Here is an 18,066-nt window from a genome sequence, read left to right on the forward strand (position 1 = left end):
CCAACTCCTTTCATGGTAAGGGCTGGTCAGATTATGCCTCCTGTTTCGAGTACTTTTCTTACGTGAGGCAACGGGGTAGCTTCGAGTACATTTTTGGTGAGGCAACGCGCCCGCTTGACAGCCCTGTATGATACAATACAATCTCCTTGCATTCTTAAGGAGGAGCGTAATGCGTCGAACTGTCTTCGGCTTGTCGGTCCTGGCTGCGGCCTGCAGTTTTCTGCTTGTTACCGGCTGCCAGCGCGAAGGCGCGCTGAGAATTGTAAGTATCAACGACGGCGTCCCACTTGTCTCTGACATCATTGACTTCGGCGAGTTCACCCTGCCCAGCGAACCGGGTGAGCCACCCGAAGTCATTCAGATTGAGCAGATACCAGAGGACAACGTCGAAATTCAGCTCCAGTACGTCGAACTTGGGCTCGGCTTGCCAACCTGGACCCCTTACCAGGCCCATATCACCAAGATTCAGATCGACTACTCGGATGCTGCCGGAACCCAGTACGACCCGGCGGTCATGAGAACAAACATCGTTATCCCGGCTGACCCTGAGGGCAAGACCGTCAAGAAGGCAACCTTCACACTCGTTCCATCCTGGTGGAAAACCAAGTACTTCGAGGACGAGGCCCAAGGCAGCCCGGAAGAAGAGTACGGCGAGGTCGCAACGCTGACCGCCAAGGTTACCGTAACTGGCTACGACGACGCTTCGAAAAAGGACATCAGGGCCGAAGCATTCACGACAATTGTGATGGGCAACTGGTGGGACGAGCCATCGCGGCTGAACCAGTAGCCAACAGCAGGAATACCGGCCAGATCCTGATCGGTTGTTGGCGTGTGCCAAACGAACATGTGGTTCTCGGTGAACGGAGGCAGAGGCGGTCGCCTCTGGGTGTCGAAAACCCGGAAATGAAAAAGGAGGTAGTATGAAAAGACTGAGCGTAGTGGTAGTGCTTGTTTTCCTCATCGCCGGTAGCCTGTCTGCCTATCCGGCTATCGGCGGCGGCCGCGGCTTGTTCCGTGTCCAGAACCCGCTGGTCGAGAACGAAGCCGGGCTGTCAATCTCTTTCCACGGCCTGACACGGTACTCACGGTACGGCGACTTCTCCTATCCCGACTACAACCTCGTCGCGGACCTCATTGCGCCCGAGTTGAACTACGCGCCGTTGGTAACCCAGTACGTCGGTTTGGAACTATTCGGTACTTGGGGCGGCTTGTTCCAGTATGCTTATCCCTCACCCCGACCGAGTGAGGCAAAGCGCCAGTTCGTCTATGGGCTGCACGACCTCAATGCTGGTGCCAAACTCTCAATTCCCATAATTCCGGTTCTCAAACTCGGCGCTATCGGGTCGTTTCGATTCGTTGAGCGTGGAGAACCGGATACGGCCAAGGCGCCCCAGGGCTGGTATGACCCAGTAGCGGTACCACCTGCGGACGGCCTGAGTTGGACCGGACTAGCTTCGCTGCAACTGCAGGACTTAGGCACGAGCCTGCCGAACTTCATGCTAAACTTCGGAAAGCGCGGAGACTTTGACCTGTACGGTGCTGGCATTGAACTGGCCGCCAAGGGGTTTGCACTGTTCTTAGATACCCGCGTGCTCCAACCGAGCAGCGATGGTTTCCCCGGGTTCGGCAACATTTTCGACGACACAACCGGCAGTGATTTCCGCATCACACCCGGTGTCGCTTTAGGCACAACCACCTCCGGGATGACCCTGAAACTCGGTTACAGCTTCGCGCCCAGACGAGTCTCGCCTGACGAGCTAATCCTCGGTGTGAGCATTGCTACGCCGTTCGGCAAGCGGCTGCCGCCTGAGCTAGGCACCATTGCCGGCTCGGTCACCGATGCCCGCACGGGCGCGCCGCTGGCCGCGCGCGTGAACTTCCCAGAGAATCCAAAACTTCTGCCAATTGCTACTGACCCTGCGACCGGTGTGTTCAAGGTGGAGAAGGTACCAGCAGGGGTCGTCGTAGTCGAAGTTTCGGCCGACGGTTATCACAGTCAGGCCGTGCCGATAGACGTGAAAGGCAACACGGTGTCTCAGTACCAGTTCGCCCTGAAGCCGGTTATCACCTACGGCGTGGTCGCCGGCCTAGTCACTGACGCCGTGACCAGCCTGCCGCTGGCGGCCAAGGTTGAATTTGTCGGCGCGGACATCGGTCCGGTTACTTCTGATGTCGGCACCGGCTCGTTCCGTATCGACAATGTACCAGTCGGCGTGTACACCGTAACCGCCGAAGCCGACGGTTACTTCAAGTCGTCCCAGACTGTCCAGGTTGAGGATGGCCGGGTTGCCGCCCCAACCTTTGCCCTCAAGCCGCTGACTCTCAAGTCTACCCTGACCGGTAAAGTTTCGGACAAGAAGGAAGGCAAGCCGTTGGTCGCCACCGTGTCATTCCCGGGAAGCGACGTGTCTGAAGTCAGAACCGACCCGGCCACCGGCGTGTACAAGACCGATCTTCCGGTCGGCTCCTATACCGTCAAGGTAACGTCAGAGGGCTACATTACCCAGACTGCAGCACTCGTGCTAGAGGAGAACAAGCCGCTCGTCAAGGACTTCGAGCTCGTCAAAGAGGGCATGACTATAACCCTACGCGGCATCTACTTCGACTTCAACAAGGCAACAATCAAACCCGAATCCCACTCTGCCTTGGCCGACGCGGCCAAGATTCTCACAGATAACCCGGAAATCAAGGTCGAAATCCAGGGCCATACCGACTGGATTGGCTCGGATGACTACAACCTCAAACTGTCCGACAAACGGGCTTGGGCAGTGGTTAACTACCTAGTTCAGAACTTCGGTATTGACGCCAACCGGCTGACCGCCAAGGGTTACGGCGAGTCCAGGCCGGTTGCCTCGAACGAGACCGAAGACGGCCGGGCGCTCAACCGCCGGGTCGAGTTCGTCATCCTAAAGTCCGGGCAATAGGCACGGTCTGTTCTTAGCGCGGGGGCCGACTCGGCCCCCGCGCCTTTCATCTCCTGCAAGGTCCGATTCCGCCAGACGCTAAACGGTACGCCGGCAGTCCGAACGAGGTTGTCACTGATGCCTGGAAAGCTGTCAGAAGCGGTGCCCCGTCTAACTTCTCAGAAGCCGCCACCAAGACTACCCTGTATGTTACAGATATCAGACGCCACGAGGAAGAAATTGACCTTCAGGAGAAACCAGAAGTTGACACTCGGACAACAGCTTGGACAGAAGCCACTACCTATACGGCCTCCCGGCCATCCCCCGGGTGGAAAGTCTACAGTTCTTCCCGGTAGCCGGCTCTCACAGGCAACGCGGCCACTCTGACGGTGGTGGAGTATAACCTGCGGAATGCAAACACGTTACAGATTCTCTCGCAAAAAGGCCGCTTGGCGACCAAAGGACTCCGTCATCCCCTTAGATACGGTCACCTTCATCGGTTCCGGCACGGTCTTTCGCACCGACATTAGCACACCCGCGAACAAGACTTCCGCCACGTCGGACGACAACTTCCTGATCTCAGTTTTCGCCACCACGTCGATTACTCTTGTCCCTACGGGACTTGGTATGAGACCAGACACATTCGGCGCAAGAAAGTCCAGGACGGAGATGATCACGAAACCTGACAAGTTCCCTGTCACCCAAACCGGCACAGCACTCCCCACGCTGCCCGCAACAGCGTTCGACAACTCTCCAGAATGCACGTCAGAAAAAAACGGCGGTACCGAGCTGCTGCTAGCTATCGGCCGAGTACAGCTCTAATGTAGAGGTCAAATAGTACGCTGCCGAAGAAAAGGGCCACTAGCCCGCCAAATGCAAGGAACGGACCGAACGGCATCGGCTGGCCCCGGCCCGTCCTGCCCGCGGCCCGCAGAAGAAGTCCGACAATCACGCCCGAAAGCACCGCACAGAACAGCGCCACAACCGTGCTCTGCCAGCCGACAAAGGCGCCAATCATCGCGGCCAACGGCAAGTCACCCCAACCCATGCCTTCTTTCTGATTGACCCCCACCTTTCTGAATGCACCAGCGAGTACGAATCGCCAAAGGAGCCAGGAACCGGCGACAAACACCGCACCAACCGCAGCTCCCGTCACCGCATTCGCCAAGCTTACCTGTGACCCCGGCAGAAGTGGACTTGCCAGCCCAAGCGCGAGTCCGGGAATGCTCACCCGGAACGGTATAATCTGACAGTCCAAGTCAATGAAAGCGATAAGAACAAGAAATACGATGAGAAGCAGCGCACGGACCAGTGCCCAGTCAAGTCCGAACCGGGCATACGAGGCGACAAACAATATCCCGACCAAAGCCTCAACCAGCGGATACCGGATTGATATCCTTGCGCGACAATCCCGACACCGACCGCCGAGAAGGACGTAGGAGAGAAGCGGGATGTTGTCATAGGGTCTTATGCGTTTGCCGCACCGTGGGCAGTGCGAAGGCGGGGTGATAACGGACTCACCGCGCGGTATTCGATGAATGCAGACGTTTAGGAAACTGCCAAGCGCGAGCCCTAGAACCAGAATCAGGAACCAGACCACCAGCGACTAGAGTTCGTCTTCGGCCCGGGCCGGACCGAACAGCTTCCGCTCGACTGCGGCCGCCAGTGCCACCTCATGCGAGATCAACCCCTTACGCAGCAGTTCAGTCAGACACTGATCCATCGTCTGCATACCGTGTTCTGAACCGGTCTGCACCATTGAGAAAACTTGGTGAGACTTGTTTTCTCTTATCATGTTGCGAACTGCCGGAGTAACAATTAGAACCTCCATCGCTGCGAGCCGTCCCCTGCCATCTTTGCGCACAAGCAGTTTCTGGGCGATGATGCCTTGAATGACGTTGGCAAATATCTGGCGCACATACTCGTGCTGGTCGGCCGGGAACACGTCCACAACCCGGTCCACGGTCTGCGCTACGCTGCTTGTGTGAAGTGTCGAAAGCACAAGGTGACCTGTCTCGGCTGCGTTGAGTGCAAGCTGAATGGTCTCGAGGTCTCGCATCTCGCCGACAAGGATAACATCAGGGTCTTCGCGCAGGCAGGCGCGCAGTGCCGCGGCAAAAGACTTCGAATGAGTGCCGATTTCACGCTGGCTGATAAGGCAGTTCCGACTGCGAAAGATGTACTCGATCGGGTCCTCGATTGTGATGATCCGGGCCGCGCGCTCCTGGTCAATTCTATCAATCATGCTTGCAAGGGTCGTAGACTTGCCGCACCCGGTTGGACCGGTCACTAGCACGAGTCCGGAAGGAGCCCGAGTGAGCTCGGCGACCGACTCTGGTGCCGGCAACTCCTCAAGCCTCCTTATCTGGGCCGGGATTATCCGGAATGCCGCACCAATGCCGGTGAGGTCGAGAAACACGTTGACCCGGGCCCGGATTCGTTCCGGGGTTACGTATTCGACACTGACCGTACCGGAATGGACGGCCGATGACGTACCCCAGGTGTACGAAAGGTCAATTTCCCGCTTTCGCTCAACCGCTGCTCGCTGTTCTTCGGTGAGTATCGGATGAATAAGTGCCTGAGCGTCGGTCGCCGTGAGCGCCGGCCCGGGGATTTTCTTCAGTCGGCCATTTACCCGCAGAATCGGCGGATTGCCGACCGTTATGTGCAGATCGGACGCACCGTACTTGACCGCATACCGAAGTAGCTCATCTATGTCCATTGAACTTCTCCTGCCACGCTCTACGGCCAAGCCTTGCGCCAGGCACGGAAGCAATTCCCTCCCCCATAACGGGGGAGGGAACTCGCTGTACCGTAACTGCGCTCAGTTTCTATCCTTCGGCCGGCAATACATGCGGGATAATGAATATCATCAGGTCATTCTTCTCACGCCGGACCGTGGTCTTCTTGAAAAGATGGCCGAGAATCGGAATGTCTCCCAAAAGCGGAATCTTGCCAACGTTGTGTGTCGTTTCTTCCCGCACCAGGCCGCCGATTACTGCCACTTCACCGTCACCGACCGTAACCTGTGTTTCGGCGCTCCGTTTCGCAACGATCGGCTGCTGGTCGTCTGCTGAACCAACCCACCCGGTTATCGCTTCAACTGAAGGCTTCACGTTCATCGTAACCCGGCCATCTGACGTGACGTGCGGCGTGACCTCAAGCGAAATCGGAATCGAACGCTTGGTCCAGGAGTAAATCACCTCACCGGTTTCCCGGTCCTTGCGAACCTCGCGCACCGGCACGTCCAGGCCCATTGATACGACCGCGGTCTGGTTGTCCATCGTAATCGTCGTGGGACTAGCTAGAATCCGGGCGTTGCCCCGGCTGGCCATAACCTCGAGCGTGGCCCGGAACTGATCCAGCTTCACCTTACCGAGCACCATCTCGCCGTAGACCAAGGGAAACCCGAAATCCTTATCCGGGTCAAACGGCCCGGTGGCAGCCGAAGCTGCAATCGTCCACTCAATGCCGTACCGGTCCTCAGCTGAATGGGTCGTCTCAACGAACTTTGCCTCGATTGACACCTGCGGCACTGGTCGGTCAATTTCGGCAATGACCTGAGCAACGCCATCGAGCGCCTCTGGAATGTCGGTTACAACGATCACCGCGCTTCGCTCGGCCCCTCCGCCTTTGCCAACCCGCCGATAACCGATCCTGGCCGTACCCCGGTCGGAAAGCACCTTCTGCACCATGTCAACCGCATCCTGCGCCTCGACGTAGTCGAGTGTGAAGACACGAGTCAAGGTCTGGCCATACATATCCTTCTTCACTGGCTTGATGATGAACACACCGCCGTCACCTTCCACCATGTCGCACAGCGCCGCCTTCAACAGCGCTTCGACCGCGGTCCGCAGCGGCACATCGGCGAGCCGGACGGTAACGACCGACTTCACGTCCTGGGTCACAAGCACGTTGAGATTAAACTGGCCAGCAAGCATCCGTAGCACGTCGCCGATTTCTGCGTCCTTAACGTAGAGTGTCACTTTCTTGCCGGCAAATGGGTCTTCGGACTCGGCTGGCGGCGCGGATACCACCGGGGTCGTGCCCAGGTTCACAATAACCAGTCCCTCCTCACGGGTAACCGAGTGCTCGACAAGGTCCCGGAGCCGAACGGCAACCCGCAGCCCGGAGGTTGCTTCGCTTGGCTGCACCGTAACTGCGGAAACCGGGTAGAAGTTTGATTCAATTCGGTCCCGGTCGAGCTTGCTCGTTGTACCCATGAAGTCCAAGACGACCGCAGCCGGCTGTTCGGACAGGAATGAACTTACGTTCGGGTTTCCCTTACAGGCGATTGTTACCCGAACACCATCAAGCAGCTTGTCAACCGCGATGCCGGTCACCGCGGCCTGCTCTTCAGCAGCAGTCCACACGGCCAGTCCAAGCACAAGAACTGTCGTTACCAGTACCGTTTTGCTCATGATTTACTCCCCCAGGAGCAGGTTGAATGTTCTTCCTCCCTGCTCAAGTATGACCTTGTCGGCTTCTATCTTGACAATGCGCTTACCGCTGATCTGGTCCCCTTCTTCGAGAATCTGGTCGTTGATCAGGGCATAAGCCCGCTCGCCGCCCATCGTAATCGCCTTGAGACTCAGCTCCGCGAGTTCATTGACGAGAACCCAGTCGCGCACGAACGGGTCTGAACCCCAGACCTCGGGCTCCGCGGCCGGGACCACATCCCCGGAACCGGACGCCGACTTTACGGCATCTCCTGACTTTTGCTCGGTGGCAGGCGTCGCTTCAGACTGCTTGGCCGCGGTGCCGACCGACTTGACCGAGCCGGTAGCCTGTGAGGCCGCCACTGTCAGACGGTCGGCTGCAGCTCGGGCGCCGGTGGTCCAGTCGTCTGCTCGCACGACTCGAAAAGCCAGCGTATAGATTGCCAGCAGCCCTACGACCAATCCCAGAACGGTCAGAATTCGTCGTCTCAAGGTACTCCTTTCTTCCAAAGTCGAAACAGCAGTGAACGTCTGCTATCGAGTCTGGCGTCTTGAGTTAGTCGTTCACGCTTCGTGATTTGCACTCTCATCTACCCTCGTCGTCGGCGCTCGGTGTAGTAGCTTGGTGGCAGCAAACTTTCTCCAACCCGCACCGTTGTCATCCGGCCGAACGCTTCAACTTCGAGCCGGTCAGGTAGTATTGCAACAATCCGCCGGCCCATGACCACATCACCAATGCCTACACGCCGGCCATCCACGAGTGCATAGCTCTCGCTGCCGAGCGAAACAATAGCGCTCACAACGTAGAACTGGCCGCCCCGGCGCCGCTTTGAGCGTCTGCCCCGACGCCGACCTGCGGCCTTAAGCCGTCGGCGTTTCTCGCGTTCTTGGCGTTTAAGCTCTCGTCGGCGCTGACGTTCCTCCTTGCGTCGCTTTGCCTTCTCCGCCTTTAGGTCCTCCCTAGTCTTGGCCTTAAGCCGACCTGTGGTCCGGCCCCTGCTCGAAGCCGACCGAGAGCTTACCGAAGAACCGGATGTATCGGCCGTGGCAGAGCGGGACCCGGTAGCCGGTCGCTTGGGCCGCAACAGCATGTAACCGGCAAATCCCACCACTGCCACCAGCACGATGATAATCACTATCCTTCTCATCAGGCATTCCCGGGAGAGACTACAGTGCGCCGGTCCAGATGGTTCTTACTCACAGCTTCCCGCCGGCAGCCAGACTTGAGGCGTAGAGGTTTAGAAGCAGTTTGACCTCAACCTCGGGCCGGATGTCCTCACGTGCCGTCACCTCGAAGTCCGGTACCCGCACAAAGTAGGGGAACTTGTCCAGGTCCTCAACGTAACGACCGATGTCGAGGTAACGGCCCTGGACGGTCACTACGAATGGAACCGCACGCAACGGCGCACTAGGATTCTCCTGCTGAAGAAGCGTATCTAGACCGGGCGGCATAATCTCAATGAATCTAACCTTTGCACCTTCAGCTTCCGTCGCAAGGCGCGCCAAGACCGGCAGCATCTCACCGCGCGGTACCACACGGGCCGCAAACGCCGCATCCGCCGCCTCCAACTCCACCAGCCGGGCCCGGAGCCGGCCGATTCCCTTCACCCGTTCTCTGGTCGCCTCGAGTTCCTTGCGGAGTCGGGCTACCTCAGCAGCGTTGCGTTGCCGGGCAGCGAGGCGCGGCTGGTACAGCACCAACACAGCGAAGACGCCCAGGAGGACACCAACAACAAGCCCAATGAGAAGTATCCGTCGCTCAAGTAGTACCATGGCTCACTCCGTTGTACACTGCAGCTCGAATTCGAGAACCGTCTCACCCTCAAGTGTTGTCCGGTTCTTCGAATTGAGCTGAACTTGCTTGAACCGAGGGTTCGCCTCAAGGTCAAGCATGAACTGGGACAGGTTGATATCAAGCAAGTATGGTTCACTCGATACAACCCCGGTCATCTTGACGTCTTTCTGGCCGACAAGGGCCAGTGTATTCAACTTTATGTTCTGGGGCACGAGTCGCGAAAGCTCAGCCATGACTGGCACCGCCAGCGCTCTCACGCCGACAATGTCCCGCAAACTGCGCTGCTTCGCCTCGATGTCACGCACTCGCTGGTCAAGCTCGAAATACTCGCGGTTCGACTCCTCGGTTGCCTTCAGCTCCCGCTTCAGCCGGTTGACCTGAAACGACGAGGCCTGCGACCAGCCGGCAAGGGCAATATAGATGACGACAAGCAGTCCAACCCAGAGTACCCCGAGCACCGTCACCAACCTTATGTCCCGTGCCTGAAACTTGCCCGTGCGCAGTTCACTTGGCAGAAGATCAACTGCCGTATGGTCAAAGGCTAGGCCGAGCGCTGTCACTAGCCGGTGACCGATTTCGTCCTCAGGCTTGGTACCCGGGCGGTACAAGTTGAAGGTCTTGAACGGGTCGAAGAACTCGGTCTTGATTGCCAAGCTCGTCTGGATGTACTCAACAAGACCGCGCATCGCCGCAGTCCCTCCGCAGACCAGCACCCGGTCGATTCTGGCTTCACCGTACTCCCGCCGGTAGTAGTCCATCGAACGGTTGATCTCGGCTACGAACCGCTCGAGTGCGGGTCGCTGCAAGGTAGCCAGCCGTTTCACCATAATTCCAGAGGGCAGTGTGTCGGTATTGTCCTCGCCGGGAATGCCGTACTCCCGCTTCAACCGCTCCGCGTCGTAGGCATCGAGTGCAAGCTGGCCTTCCTCAGTCGTAATTGCCACAGTCATCGCTTCAGTAATCGCATTACCCGCGGTCGTGATCGTCCGGGACAGGTCCAGCCGCTCACCTTTCATGAACACAATATCGGTAAACTCAGCTCCGATATCCAGCACACATACTGTCTCGTCCGGTCCGACGCGACCATACTTCTTCACCGCTGCCTGCAGTGCGAACGGAATAACTGACAGTGCGGTCGGCTCAAGACCAGCCTTCTTCAAAGTTGAGATATGATCTGACACGACGTCCTTGCGGGCCGCGACGACCATCACATTGTCCTTAATTGCACCTGCCTCCCGAACCGGGCCTAAGGTCTTGAAATCGAGTATCGCCTCATCCAGAGTAAACGGCGAGTATTTTTCCAGTCTGAGAAGAATCGCATCCTTCAGCTCGCGGCGGTTCATCTTCGGGAATGGTGCCTGGCGTACGCTCACCGAAGGACCGGAGACAAAGCTGTAAACCTCCTTCGGCCGGTAGTCCTTGACAAGTTCTCTCAGGATTGACGGCACGTCGAACGCCTCGCCGATTTCCTTGAGTCCGTAGTCAACAACCCGGCCGCCCTCGATCTTGACAAACTTCACCGAGTTTGACCCGATGTCAATGCAGAGGGTGCCCCTGCCGCCTGCTCCCTTGAATACGCTAGTTGCCAATATTCCTCCTTATGTCCGCCGTCAAGGTTTGACGGTTATCACCGAACCTTCGCTGAACCGGATGCGGAAGGTCTTGTCATGAATGTTAGCTGTGTCCGTGCCAGCTCGAGTAGTCGCAAACTCATACAACCCGATTGTCACCGTCTGCGTCATGTTCGGCGCAATTGTGACACCGGGCACAATCCTCGCCGTCGCCAGTCCCGGGCCGATGAGCGAATCATTTGGCCGGGGATAACCCGCCTGCATCGTGTGGTCAATCTGTAGCGTCCGGAAATACACGCTGTCTGAGACATAGTCAACGACAAACGAGTCAACGGTCACCGACTGTAGGTAGTTGCTTACAATGTCGAACTCAAACCCGGAGCTGTCCGGCACGCCAAGCGGTATGCGTGGCTGGCCGACCATGCGCAACTGACTTACAAACGGCCGGCTAAACCTGAAGTCCACGACGTTCCTTGAACGAGGCGCTACCGTCACCCAACGCACGATACTGTCGGTCGTACCCAAGAAAGCCACTAGCCGGTGGGTACCCAAAGGCACGGAATCGCCCTTTGCCAAGGAGAATTCGTAGTCACCGCCTGGGTTCACAACCTTGTATTTGGAGTAGGTACCATAGCTTGTAGTCAGAACCACCCGCACACTGGACCCACCCGGTGGGTTGCCGTCCGGGTCTGACACCTGACCAACGATTGAATTATCGTACAACTGCCCTAGGTCGTCTGCGACTTTCATCGTCATCGGATACTTACCGTTGCCAACCGTGGAAATCACACCTGACCCCTTGTCGTACGTATAGGGGTTGCCCCACGCATCGTACAGATAACCGAGACTGTCACCGGTAAGACTGCGGCGGAAATAGGGTCCGCGCCAGTGGGGCGATCCGGTGGTGTTCTCAACCAACTCCCGCAGCTCTTCGGGCAATCGACCCATGTCTCCGAAGAACCCGAAATCAACCCTCCGACCGTCCGACAGAATGTCTGGGTTACCAGTGACTGCATACACCAGCTGTTTCATCTCTGCGGTCGTCTGGTCGAAAAGGGCCCGGTCCCGGGTTGCGTCAATCGTCCGTATCGCCACCGTGCTCAGAACCCCGATGATGAGCAACACCACGAGAAGCTCCATCAGAGTGAATCCATCCCGCCGCGCGGTGTCAAACGTGGGGTGTAAAGTGATTCTCATTCCTGGCTCCAATCCACGTCCAACCTTACCTGAAGTCCGCGCGCACCAACCTTCGGGTACACTGTCACATACCGCTGGCTGACTACGGAATCAACTGGTGGCGGAATGTCGTGGATGTACACTGCTCTCAAAAGATGTCTGTTCCCTTGCGGTACTGGATAAAATCTGAACTGGCCGTTTGTCCCGTAAACAGCCGGTACCCAGGTCAGAATGCCATTCCTAGGGCCGTACATCTCGACCCTGATGTCCACGCCGTTCATAAGCGTATCAGGCGGCGGCACCCCACGTACATCCAAGACTTGACCGTCAACCGTGTTTTTCATCAGGGCATCATAGGTGTAACCGAACTCACGGGTAATATGCCGACTTCGCTCCAACGGCCCATACCCGCCGTAGCTGCGCACGAACAGACTGTCCCTGCTGTACACTATGGTATCGCCCCAGCCGTCAACTCGGTACCCCTCGGGTGACTCACTGAACGTAGCCCGCATGTATGGTCCACGCCAAGGATTGATACTGTCGGGCAGTCCGAGAGGGTCCTTAACAAGGTCGCCCAGCTTCGACGGCAGCAAACCAACATCGCCAACGTACCCAAAGTCAACCCGCTGTCCCGCGACGACGGCATTCGGATCCCCAACGATTGCTGTCGCCAGTTGGTCAAGCTTCTTCTTCGTGGTCTCAAACCGGCCGCGCTCCAGCGTAACGTCCCATGTCTTGACGGCCGCTGTCAGTATGAGGCTGAGGATCATCATCACAACCAGAAGTTCCAGAAGGGTAACACCGCTGGATAACCTCATCGTTGGCGACTTGGGATTCATCATCTTCCCTAGAAAAGTACTCTTATGTCATCATCAGTCTGGGATCCTGGCTGACCCCAGAACACCCCATCTGGGCCTGCACTCTCCAACCCGACCGTATCGTTGTTGACTACCCGGTATCGAAACTCTATACCCCACGCGTCGTAGCGATACCTCATACTGCCGTCCTCCCGGACATACGGGCCGTTCCACCCCTTTTTCAGATATGGGTCCCAACGCGGCAAAGTCTCCTTGCCGACGTACAGTACGTTAGCGTAGATTCCTTCGAACGGGTTGTTAGTCGCAAGCTCAATGAGGTGTCGCGGCAACCGACCGACGTCGTTCCGAAAACCGGTCATCACAATCTCCCCACCAATCTGCACATCCGGACTTCCGGCAATGGCATCCCTCAGCACCCTGAGTTGTTGCTCGGTCGCGACCCGCTTGGCGTAGGTTGTAATCCGGCTGACAACCGGTGGTACAAAAAAGGCAAGAATCAACCCTAAGACCGAGATTACGACAAGTAACTCAACCAGACTCCAGCCGCCCACTGGTGAATCAGGAACTACCCCTGGTTCGGACTCATGGCTACCGATTGAGGATTCCAGCACGGTATCGGAATCCCGCTGTCTGCCGCCGAGTGCAGAAGTCCTTTTCATTCGGGCAATTATAGACCTTGCGCTAAGTAGTGTCAAGAAACAACCAGCGCGGTTCATACCTAGTTATGAAGGACAAATATCACCACATTCTCGTCTACGTCATAGTCCCGCATCGAGATTCCGGAATGTTGAATGCCAACCAGCCCGTAGTGGGTCGGCGACCAAGTTCCCGGCGGGTCGTAAACCGCGTAGACAATCTCGCCCGGATAGTAGCCGTCAACATCGTTCGGCCCGTTTTCTTGAGTATTGCTGCAATCACTCTCAGAATCGTAGTCCTCGGCATTGAACTCATCTGGGTCCATCTGCCGACCGGTCCAGGGATTTGTCGGCAGTCGGCCCATCTCAACCCCAAGTATCCCGCCCGGGAAGTAACCTCCATACTCGTCCTCGTAGAAGTCATCAGCGTAGTATCCCTGCTCACTGTGGAACAGCTCAATGACTACTTGAACATTGTGCAGGTTCATTTTCATGGCTGATTCCCTTGCCCGCTCCCGAACCAGGCCGAATCGGGGAATCGTCATTCCCAACAGGATGCCCAGTATCAATATCACAACCAGCAGCTCGACCAGGGTGAAGCCTCTCTCAACACGCATAAGTGCTCCTCATAATGTATAGGTCAACAAGACCTGCCTGTCAAGCCAGGCGGTGCTCCTCCTGTTTGTTTATTCCCGGCGTGTCGGTGGCGTCGTGGTTCTGACTTGGCCGCCGTCCAGAAAGAACCGGCCACCATATGGTTCCTCGGGAATTTTCTCGATGAATCCAGCGCGCACAAGTTCACCCAGACTTACCGGCAGTCGTCCTTTGGCCTCCTGAAACTGGTCGACTGCCTGCTGTAGTCGGGCAAGGCCTTCCTCCAGCTTCAGATGTCTGAGCTGTCTCAGTACCAATGCCCGGAGCGCCCGATTTTCAGTTCCGTGGTATATATCCAGCCACATCTGCCTTGCGATGTCGGCTCTGCCAGCCTTGGTCATGGAGACTGCCGCCCAGCGTTCCGCTACCACCCACGCGTCGGGCAGCTTTGACGCAATCCTGAAGAATTCGGACGCTGCTTCATAATCCTCAAGTTGCATGTAGCAGATAAACCCAGCATCGAAAGGCAGTTGCCATGCCATCGGGTTAGCCTTCATCCCATCCACCAACATCTTTACTGCCTGATTCGGTTCGCTAGCGTCCCAGGCCAGGGTCATTGCGCCGAAGTGATAGGCTCCGATGAAACGCTCATCCAGCGTAGTCAGAATCTCGAACACATGACCAAGCCACTCGTACTTACGGTCGGTCATCAGGTGATGGCCATAGTATTGTATTGCCCTTAGCCAGACGAAGTCTGCGGCCACAGCCTGGTATTCGACCGCGGCCTGCCGCAAGAACCGGCCGGAAGGGAAATACGCCAGCTCTTCAATCAGCCGTTCCTGTACGCCCTGACGCCGAGTGTCATCAATCGCAAGCTGCAGGAGATATACGCCGACGAATCCCCAGAGGACGAGCACCACTGGCAGCATCAGCGCCAGTCGGCCCGGCCCTACTGGCCGGTGTGACTGACCGGTTATTTCCTCAACCAATCAGAAATCTTTCCTCGAGAAAACAAGCACCGAAATCAGAAGCGCCGTGGCCGCATAGCAGAGCGCATACAACGCAGCAAGAATCAAGGCCTGTGGGTTCAGTAGAACGTTATGGACGACCTCTCCCCGGACGTTAAAATTGGTCAGGTTCGGCAGAACGTAGTACAGGAACTGGGACAGTACCTTCACTACTGGTGAAGGACTCATTGCTGCAAGCATCCTCAGGTCCCGGCTCAGATGACCGACGAAGTAGATGGCGAATGTGAACACCGCACTCGCAATCGGCGTCACGAAAGTCGAGAACAGAATTGCTACGGCGGTAACAACCACAAGCTCAAACAGACTCATCACTACTGCGACAAGAAGATAGGCCGATGGTCTCACTCCGGTTAGGAACAGAATTAGGTATAGACCGACAGTCATAATCGCCATGCTTGCCGCAAGCACCAACATCAGTCCAACATATTTGCCGACAATAAATTCCCACCGCCGGACTGGTTTCGCCAGTACAATGTAAATCGTGCGTTTCTCCACCTCCTTGTACACAAGCCGACCACCAACCAGCACGGCAATGAGCACACAGAAAAGCGTTATCGCCGCCAACCCCATATCCTGCACGACCTTGGCCTCTTCTCCGAGCGCAAGTGGCTGGATAACTTTTGCACTACCCATGACAAGCAAGGCAAAGACAAGAAGAGTCAGCAGGACCTTATCCCGGATTGCCTCGCGGAACGTATTGGTGGCAAGTGCCCAGACTCTAGCTGCCATCAGCTTCACTGCCCTTTCACCGCAACTCCGCTGCTCGTCTCATCCCCTTGCTCCCTGCTCCCCGCACCCTCCACATGGGCCATAAAGTAGTCTTCAAGTGTCTTGCGCCGGGGTATGAGTGCCTGAACCCGCGCTCCAGCCTCGCGCACGACCGCCATCACCCGGTCGGCTTCCTCCTCGTTTTTCACCGTAAGAAGCAACGTATCCTCGGACCGGATTGTCTGCCGTGCAACTCGCTCAAAAACCTTCCGGAACTTACCGGTCACGCCGGTCACCGTGATTTCAATGGACTCAATCTCCTGGGTCAGGATTTCGTTCAACCGGCCCGTGTTGACGAGACGACCGGCAATGATGATACCTACCCGGTCGCAGATCATCTCCACGTCTGGTAGAATGTGAGTCGAGAAAAAAACTGTCTTGCCCCGTTCGCGTAGCTCCACGATGATGTCGCGGAACTCCTTGCGTCCGATCGGGTCGAGCCCACCCATCGGCTCATCGAGAATCACAAGCTCTGGGTCGCTAACTAGAGCCTGGGCAATGCCCATACGCTGCAGCATGCCGCGGGAGTACCCACGCATCTGTACATCCGCCGCGTGTTCCATCCGCACAAGCTTGAGCAGACTCTTAACCCGCTGTTCAACCTCCCGGCTGTTAAGACCGGCAAGTTGGGCTGCTAGCACTAAGAACTCCCTTGCGGTTAGGTATTCGTAGAAGTAGGGCGATTCCGGCAGGAAACCAACCCGTGACTTTACTCCAGCGTCCCGTGTCGGTTTGCCAAGGACCATTGCGGAACCTGATGTCGGTGCCGCGAGGCCCATAAGTATCTTGAGCAGCGTCGTTTTCCCCGCACCATTCGGACCGAGGAACCCGAACGTCTCTCCTCTGCCGACTTCGAGGTCCAAATCAACAAGCGCGTGGACCTTCTTCATCCGGAATCCTGACCGATACACCTTGTTCAGCTTGACGGTGCGGATAACCGGCTCGGCGATGACCGCCATAGGAGTCCCAGTATAGAATGCCCCGTGCTACTGTCAAGCAGCACTGGCAAGAGTTGCAAAACAGCAAGGATGGTGCCATCGGGAAAGTAACAGAGCATGGAAATGTCAGTCTTGACGGACGCTCGACAATTGCAACACGACCAGGTTATGCCTCTACCCATGGATAAAGTACATTTCGTCAATCTGCTCAAGGAGTGCGAGTTAGTTAGACGGCGCATAATCGAAAGAGCCCTATTCGGGTCTTTCGGCTAGTGCCGCTGCCAAGGGAAGTATCCACGGTAACCTCGGCCGTCACTGGCAACGTCGCGCCCGCTTTGGCGAATTGGTGGTCTTCCTCGGCAGCAGTCTCAACCTCTGGCATGGCTCCAGCCGTCCACCTGCAACCTTCATCTTCCCCACCGATGATACTACCAAGAGGCCATCCGTCGCCCGAAGTTGCGGCCCCCCATTGTTGTCAGATTCTTTGGTTCAGCTTCCCGCTGTCGCCGAGATCGAGATCCTCTAACCGAAGGGGTCAAATCAAGAGATACCAATGTGTTCTTCCCCACGGGTTACAGGACTCCATCCTCATTCAACACCTCGCAATTCTACCCCAAAGACGCTATCGAGGGCATGACCAACCTATATTGACGACACCCGTCATCCGGGACCATGGCCAGCAACTTTGCCTGACCGGGTTCAGCTCAATATCGGTTCTCCAGCTAGCGCCCAAATCCCGATGTAGAAGCTGAAGTCTGCGGTCGAAGGCGTTCGGCACAGCAGTTGTGATGCGATGGAGTGCTTGCGCCGCTTTGGCGTGACGTCGGCGCAAAGACAAGTCTCAAGCGGTCGCGGATTAGTTTCAGTAGTTCATAGTAGCAGGTTCTGACTTGCAGCCACAGCTCTCGGCCATGCCGCACCACTTTGCCGGCGATGAAGACAAGCTCCCAGCGCAGCGTCGCTATCGTCTTCCTCGTCCAGTCACCGCCCAGCACCAGCCACTTCACCACCACGGTCAAGTTGTGCCCCAGCACGCCGAGCTCAAGCCAGACGGCGTCGGCGCGCAGACGCTGACACGGAAAGTAGTCCATGCCGAAGCCGCGCTTGAGCTCCTTGTGGTGGTTCTCCGCGTTCCCACGACCGTTGTGGAACTCGATGAGCTCCCTGGTGCTGCGGTTGTCGTCATTCGTCGCAAATACATGGTAGCAGTAGAACTCGGGATGGAACAGGTCCGGCTTCGGATTCGGCCAGCGCTGGATGATAAGCGTGAACGCCTTGGTCTTCTCCATGCAATGGACCGCAGTCTTGTACTCCCGGTCGGTCGGCTGACCTTGTTCATCGAAGATGCGGGTCCAACCACCGGCTTCGGTCGCCTGTTTGATGACTGCCTTCACCGCGACA

The 18,066-nt window shown here is 57.0% G+C and carries 17 protein-coding genes; 2 read left to right on the forward strand and 15 right to left on the reverse strand.

The features are described from left to right. Nucleotides 1-169 precede the first annotated feature (169 nt). Nucleotides 170-787 carry a hypothetical protein gene (locus tag ABIL25_06945; protein MEO0082011.1) on the forward strand — a complete coding sequence of 206 codons (618 nt, stop codon included), beginning with the start codon at nt 170-172 and terminating at the stop codon, nt 785-787. 133 nt (nt 788-920) lie between these two features. Continuing rightward, entirely contained in the window at nt 921-2,924 is a 2,004-nt protein-coding gene (locus ABIL25_06950) for a carboxypeptidase regulatory-like domain-containing protein (GenBank protein ID MEO0082012.1), read from the forward strand. A 778-nt stretch (nt 2,925-3,702) separates the two neighbouring features. On the opposite strand, the gene ABIL25_06955 is transcribed toward ABIL25_06950, so the two are convergent. The 15 genes from ABIL25_06955 to ABIL25_07025 all read right to left on the reverse strand — a co-directional run. Continuing rightward, nucleotides 3,703-4,503, reverse strand: a complete 801-nt coding sequence (locus tag ABIL25_06955; GenBank protein ID MEO0082013.1) for a prepilin peptidase — start codon at nt 4,501-4,503, stop codon at nt 3,703-3,705. A 6-nt stretch (nt 4,504-4,509) separates the two neighbouring features. Further along, on the reverse strand, nt 4,510-5,625 hold the full coding sequence (locus ABIL25_06960) for a type IV pilus twitching motility protein PilT (GenBank protein MEO0082014.1): 1,116 nt from the start codon (nt 5,623-5,625) through the stop codon (nt 4,510-4,512). Nucleotides 5,626-5,734: 109 nt separating this feature from the next. After that, nucleotides 5,735-7,324: an AMIN domain-containing protein gene (locus tag ABIL25_06965; GenBank protein MEO0082015.1), complete on the reverse strand. Its 1,590-nt coding sequence runs from the start codon at nt 7,322-7,324 to the stop codon at nt 5,735-5,737. A gap of 3 nt (nt 7,325-7,327) precedes the next feature. Next, a complete protein-coding gene (locus tag ABIL25_06970; protein ID MEO0082016.1) occupies nt 7,328-7,834 on the reverse strand; it encodes a hypothetical protein in 507 nt (168 codons plus the stop codon). 98 nt (nt 7,835-7,932) lie between these two features. Then, nucleotides 7,933-8,490, reverse strand: coding sequence for a hypothetical protein (locus ABIL25_06975; GenBank protein ID MEO0082017.1), 558 nt, complete (start codon nt 8,488-8,490; stop codon nt 7,933-7,935). Between the two features lie 49 nt (nt 8,491-8,539). Beyond that, entirely contained in the window at nt 8,540-9,115 is a 576-nt protein-coding gene (gene pilO / locus ABIL25_06980) for a type 4a pilus biogenesis protein PilO (GenBank protein MEO0082018.1), read from the reverse strand. A 3-nt stretch (nt 9,116-9,118) separates the two neighbouring features. Further along, the gene (pilM, locus tag ABIL25_06985) at nt 9,119-10,726 is read right to left on the reverse strand and encodes a type IV pilus assembly protein PilM (protein MEO0082019.1); all 1,608 of its coding nucleotides are present in this window, start codon (nt 10,724-10,726) and stop codon (nt 9,119-9,121) included. A gap of 21 nt (nt 10,727-10,747) precedes the next feature. Continuing rightward, entirely contained in the window at nt 10,748-11,905 is a 1,158-nt protein-coding gene (locus ABIL25_06990; protein MEO0082020.1) for a prepilin-type N-terminal cleavage/methylation domain-containing protein, read from the reverse strand. Then, complete coding sequence (locus ABIL25_06995) at nt 11,902-12,726, reverse strand: prepilin-type N-terminal cleavage/methylation domain-containing protein (protein MEO0082021.1); 825 nt, start codon at nt 12,724-12,726, stop codon at nt 11,902-11,904. Before ABIL25_06995 ends, ABIL25_06990 begins: the two co-directional genes overlap by 4 nt. A 5-nt stretch (nt 12,727-12,731) precedes the next feature. Beyond that, nucleotides 12,732-13,361 (reverse strand): hypothetical protein, encoded by a 630-nt coding sequence (locus tag ABIL25_07000; protein MEO0082022.1) that lies wholly within the window; start codon nt 13,359-13,361, stop codon nt 12,732-12,734. A 59-nt stretch (nt 13,362-13,420) separates the two neighbouring features. Continuing rightward, nucleotides 13,421-13,954, reverse strand: coding sequence for a type II secretion system protein (locus ABIL25_07005; GenBank protein ID MEO0082023.1), 534 nt, complete (start codon nt 13,952-13,954; stop codon nt 13,421-13,423). Nucleotides 13,955-14,023: 69 nt separating this feature from the next. Then, nucleotides 14,024-14,920 (reverse strand): hypothetical protein, encoded by an 897-nt coding sequence (locus ABIL25_07010; GenBank protein MEO0082024.1) that lies wholly within the window; start codon nt 14,918-14,920, stop codon nt 14,024-14,026. Next, a complete protein-coding gene (locus tag ABIL25_07015; GenBank protein ID MEO0082025.1) occupies nt 14,921-15,688 on the reverse strand; it encodes an ABC transporter permease in 768 nt (255 codons plus the stop codon). It lies immediately after the preceding gene. Between the two features lie 5 nt (nt 15,689-15,693). Then, complete coding sequence (locus ABIL25_07020) at nt 15,694-16,686, reverse strand: ABC transporter ATP-binding protein (protein ID MEO0082026.1); 993 nt, start codon at nt 16,684-16,686, stop codon at nt 15,694-15,696. Between the two features lie 701 nt (nt 16,687-17,387). Then, nucleotides 17,388-18,066: transposase (locus ABIL25_07025; protein ID MEO0082027.1), on the reverse strand; the 679-nt coding region annotated here is incomplete at its 5' end.

The organism is candidate division WOR-3 bacterium (assembly GCA_039801365.1).
Lineage (GTDB): Bacteria > Hydrothermota > Tepidihabitantia > Tepidihabitantales > Tepidihabitantaceae > JBDRUN01.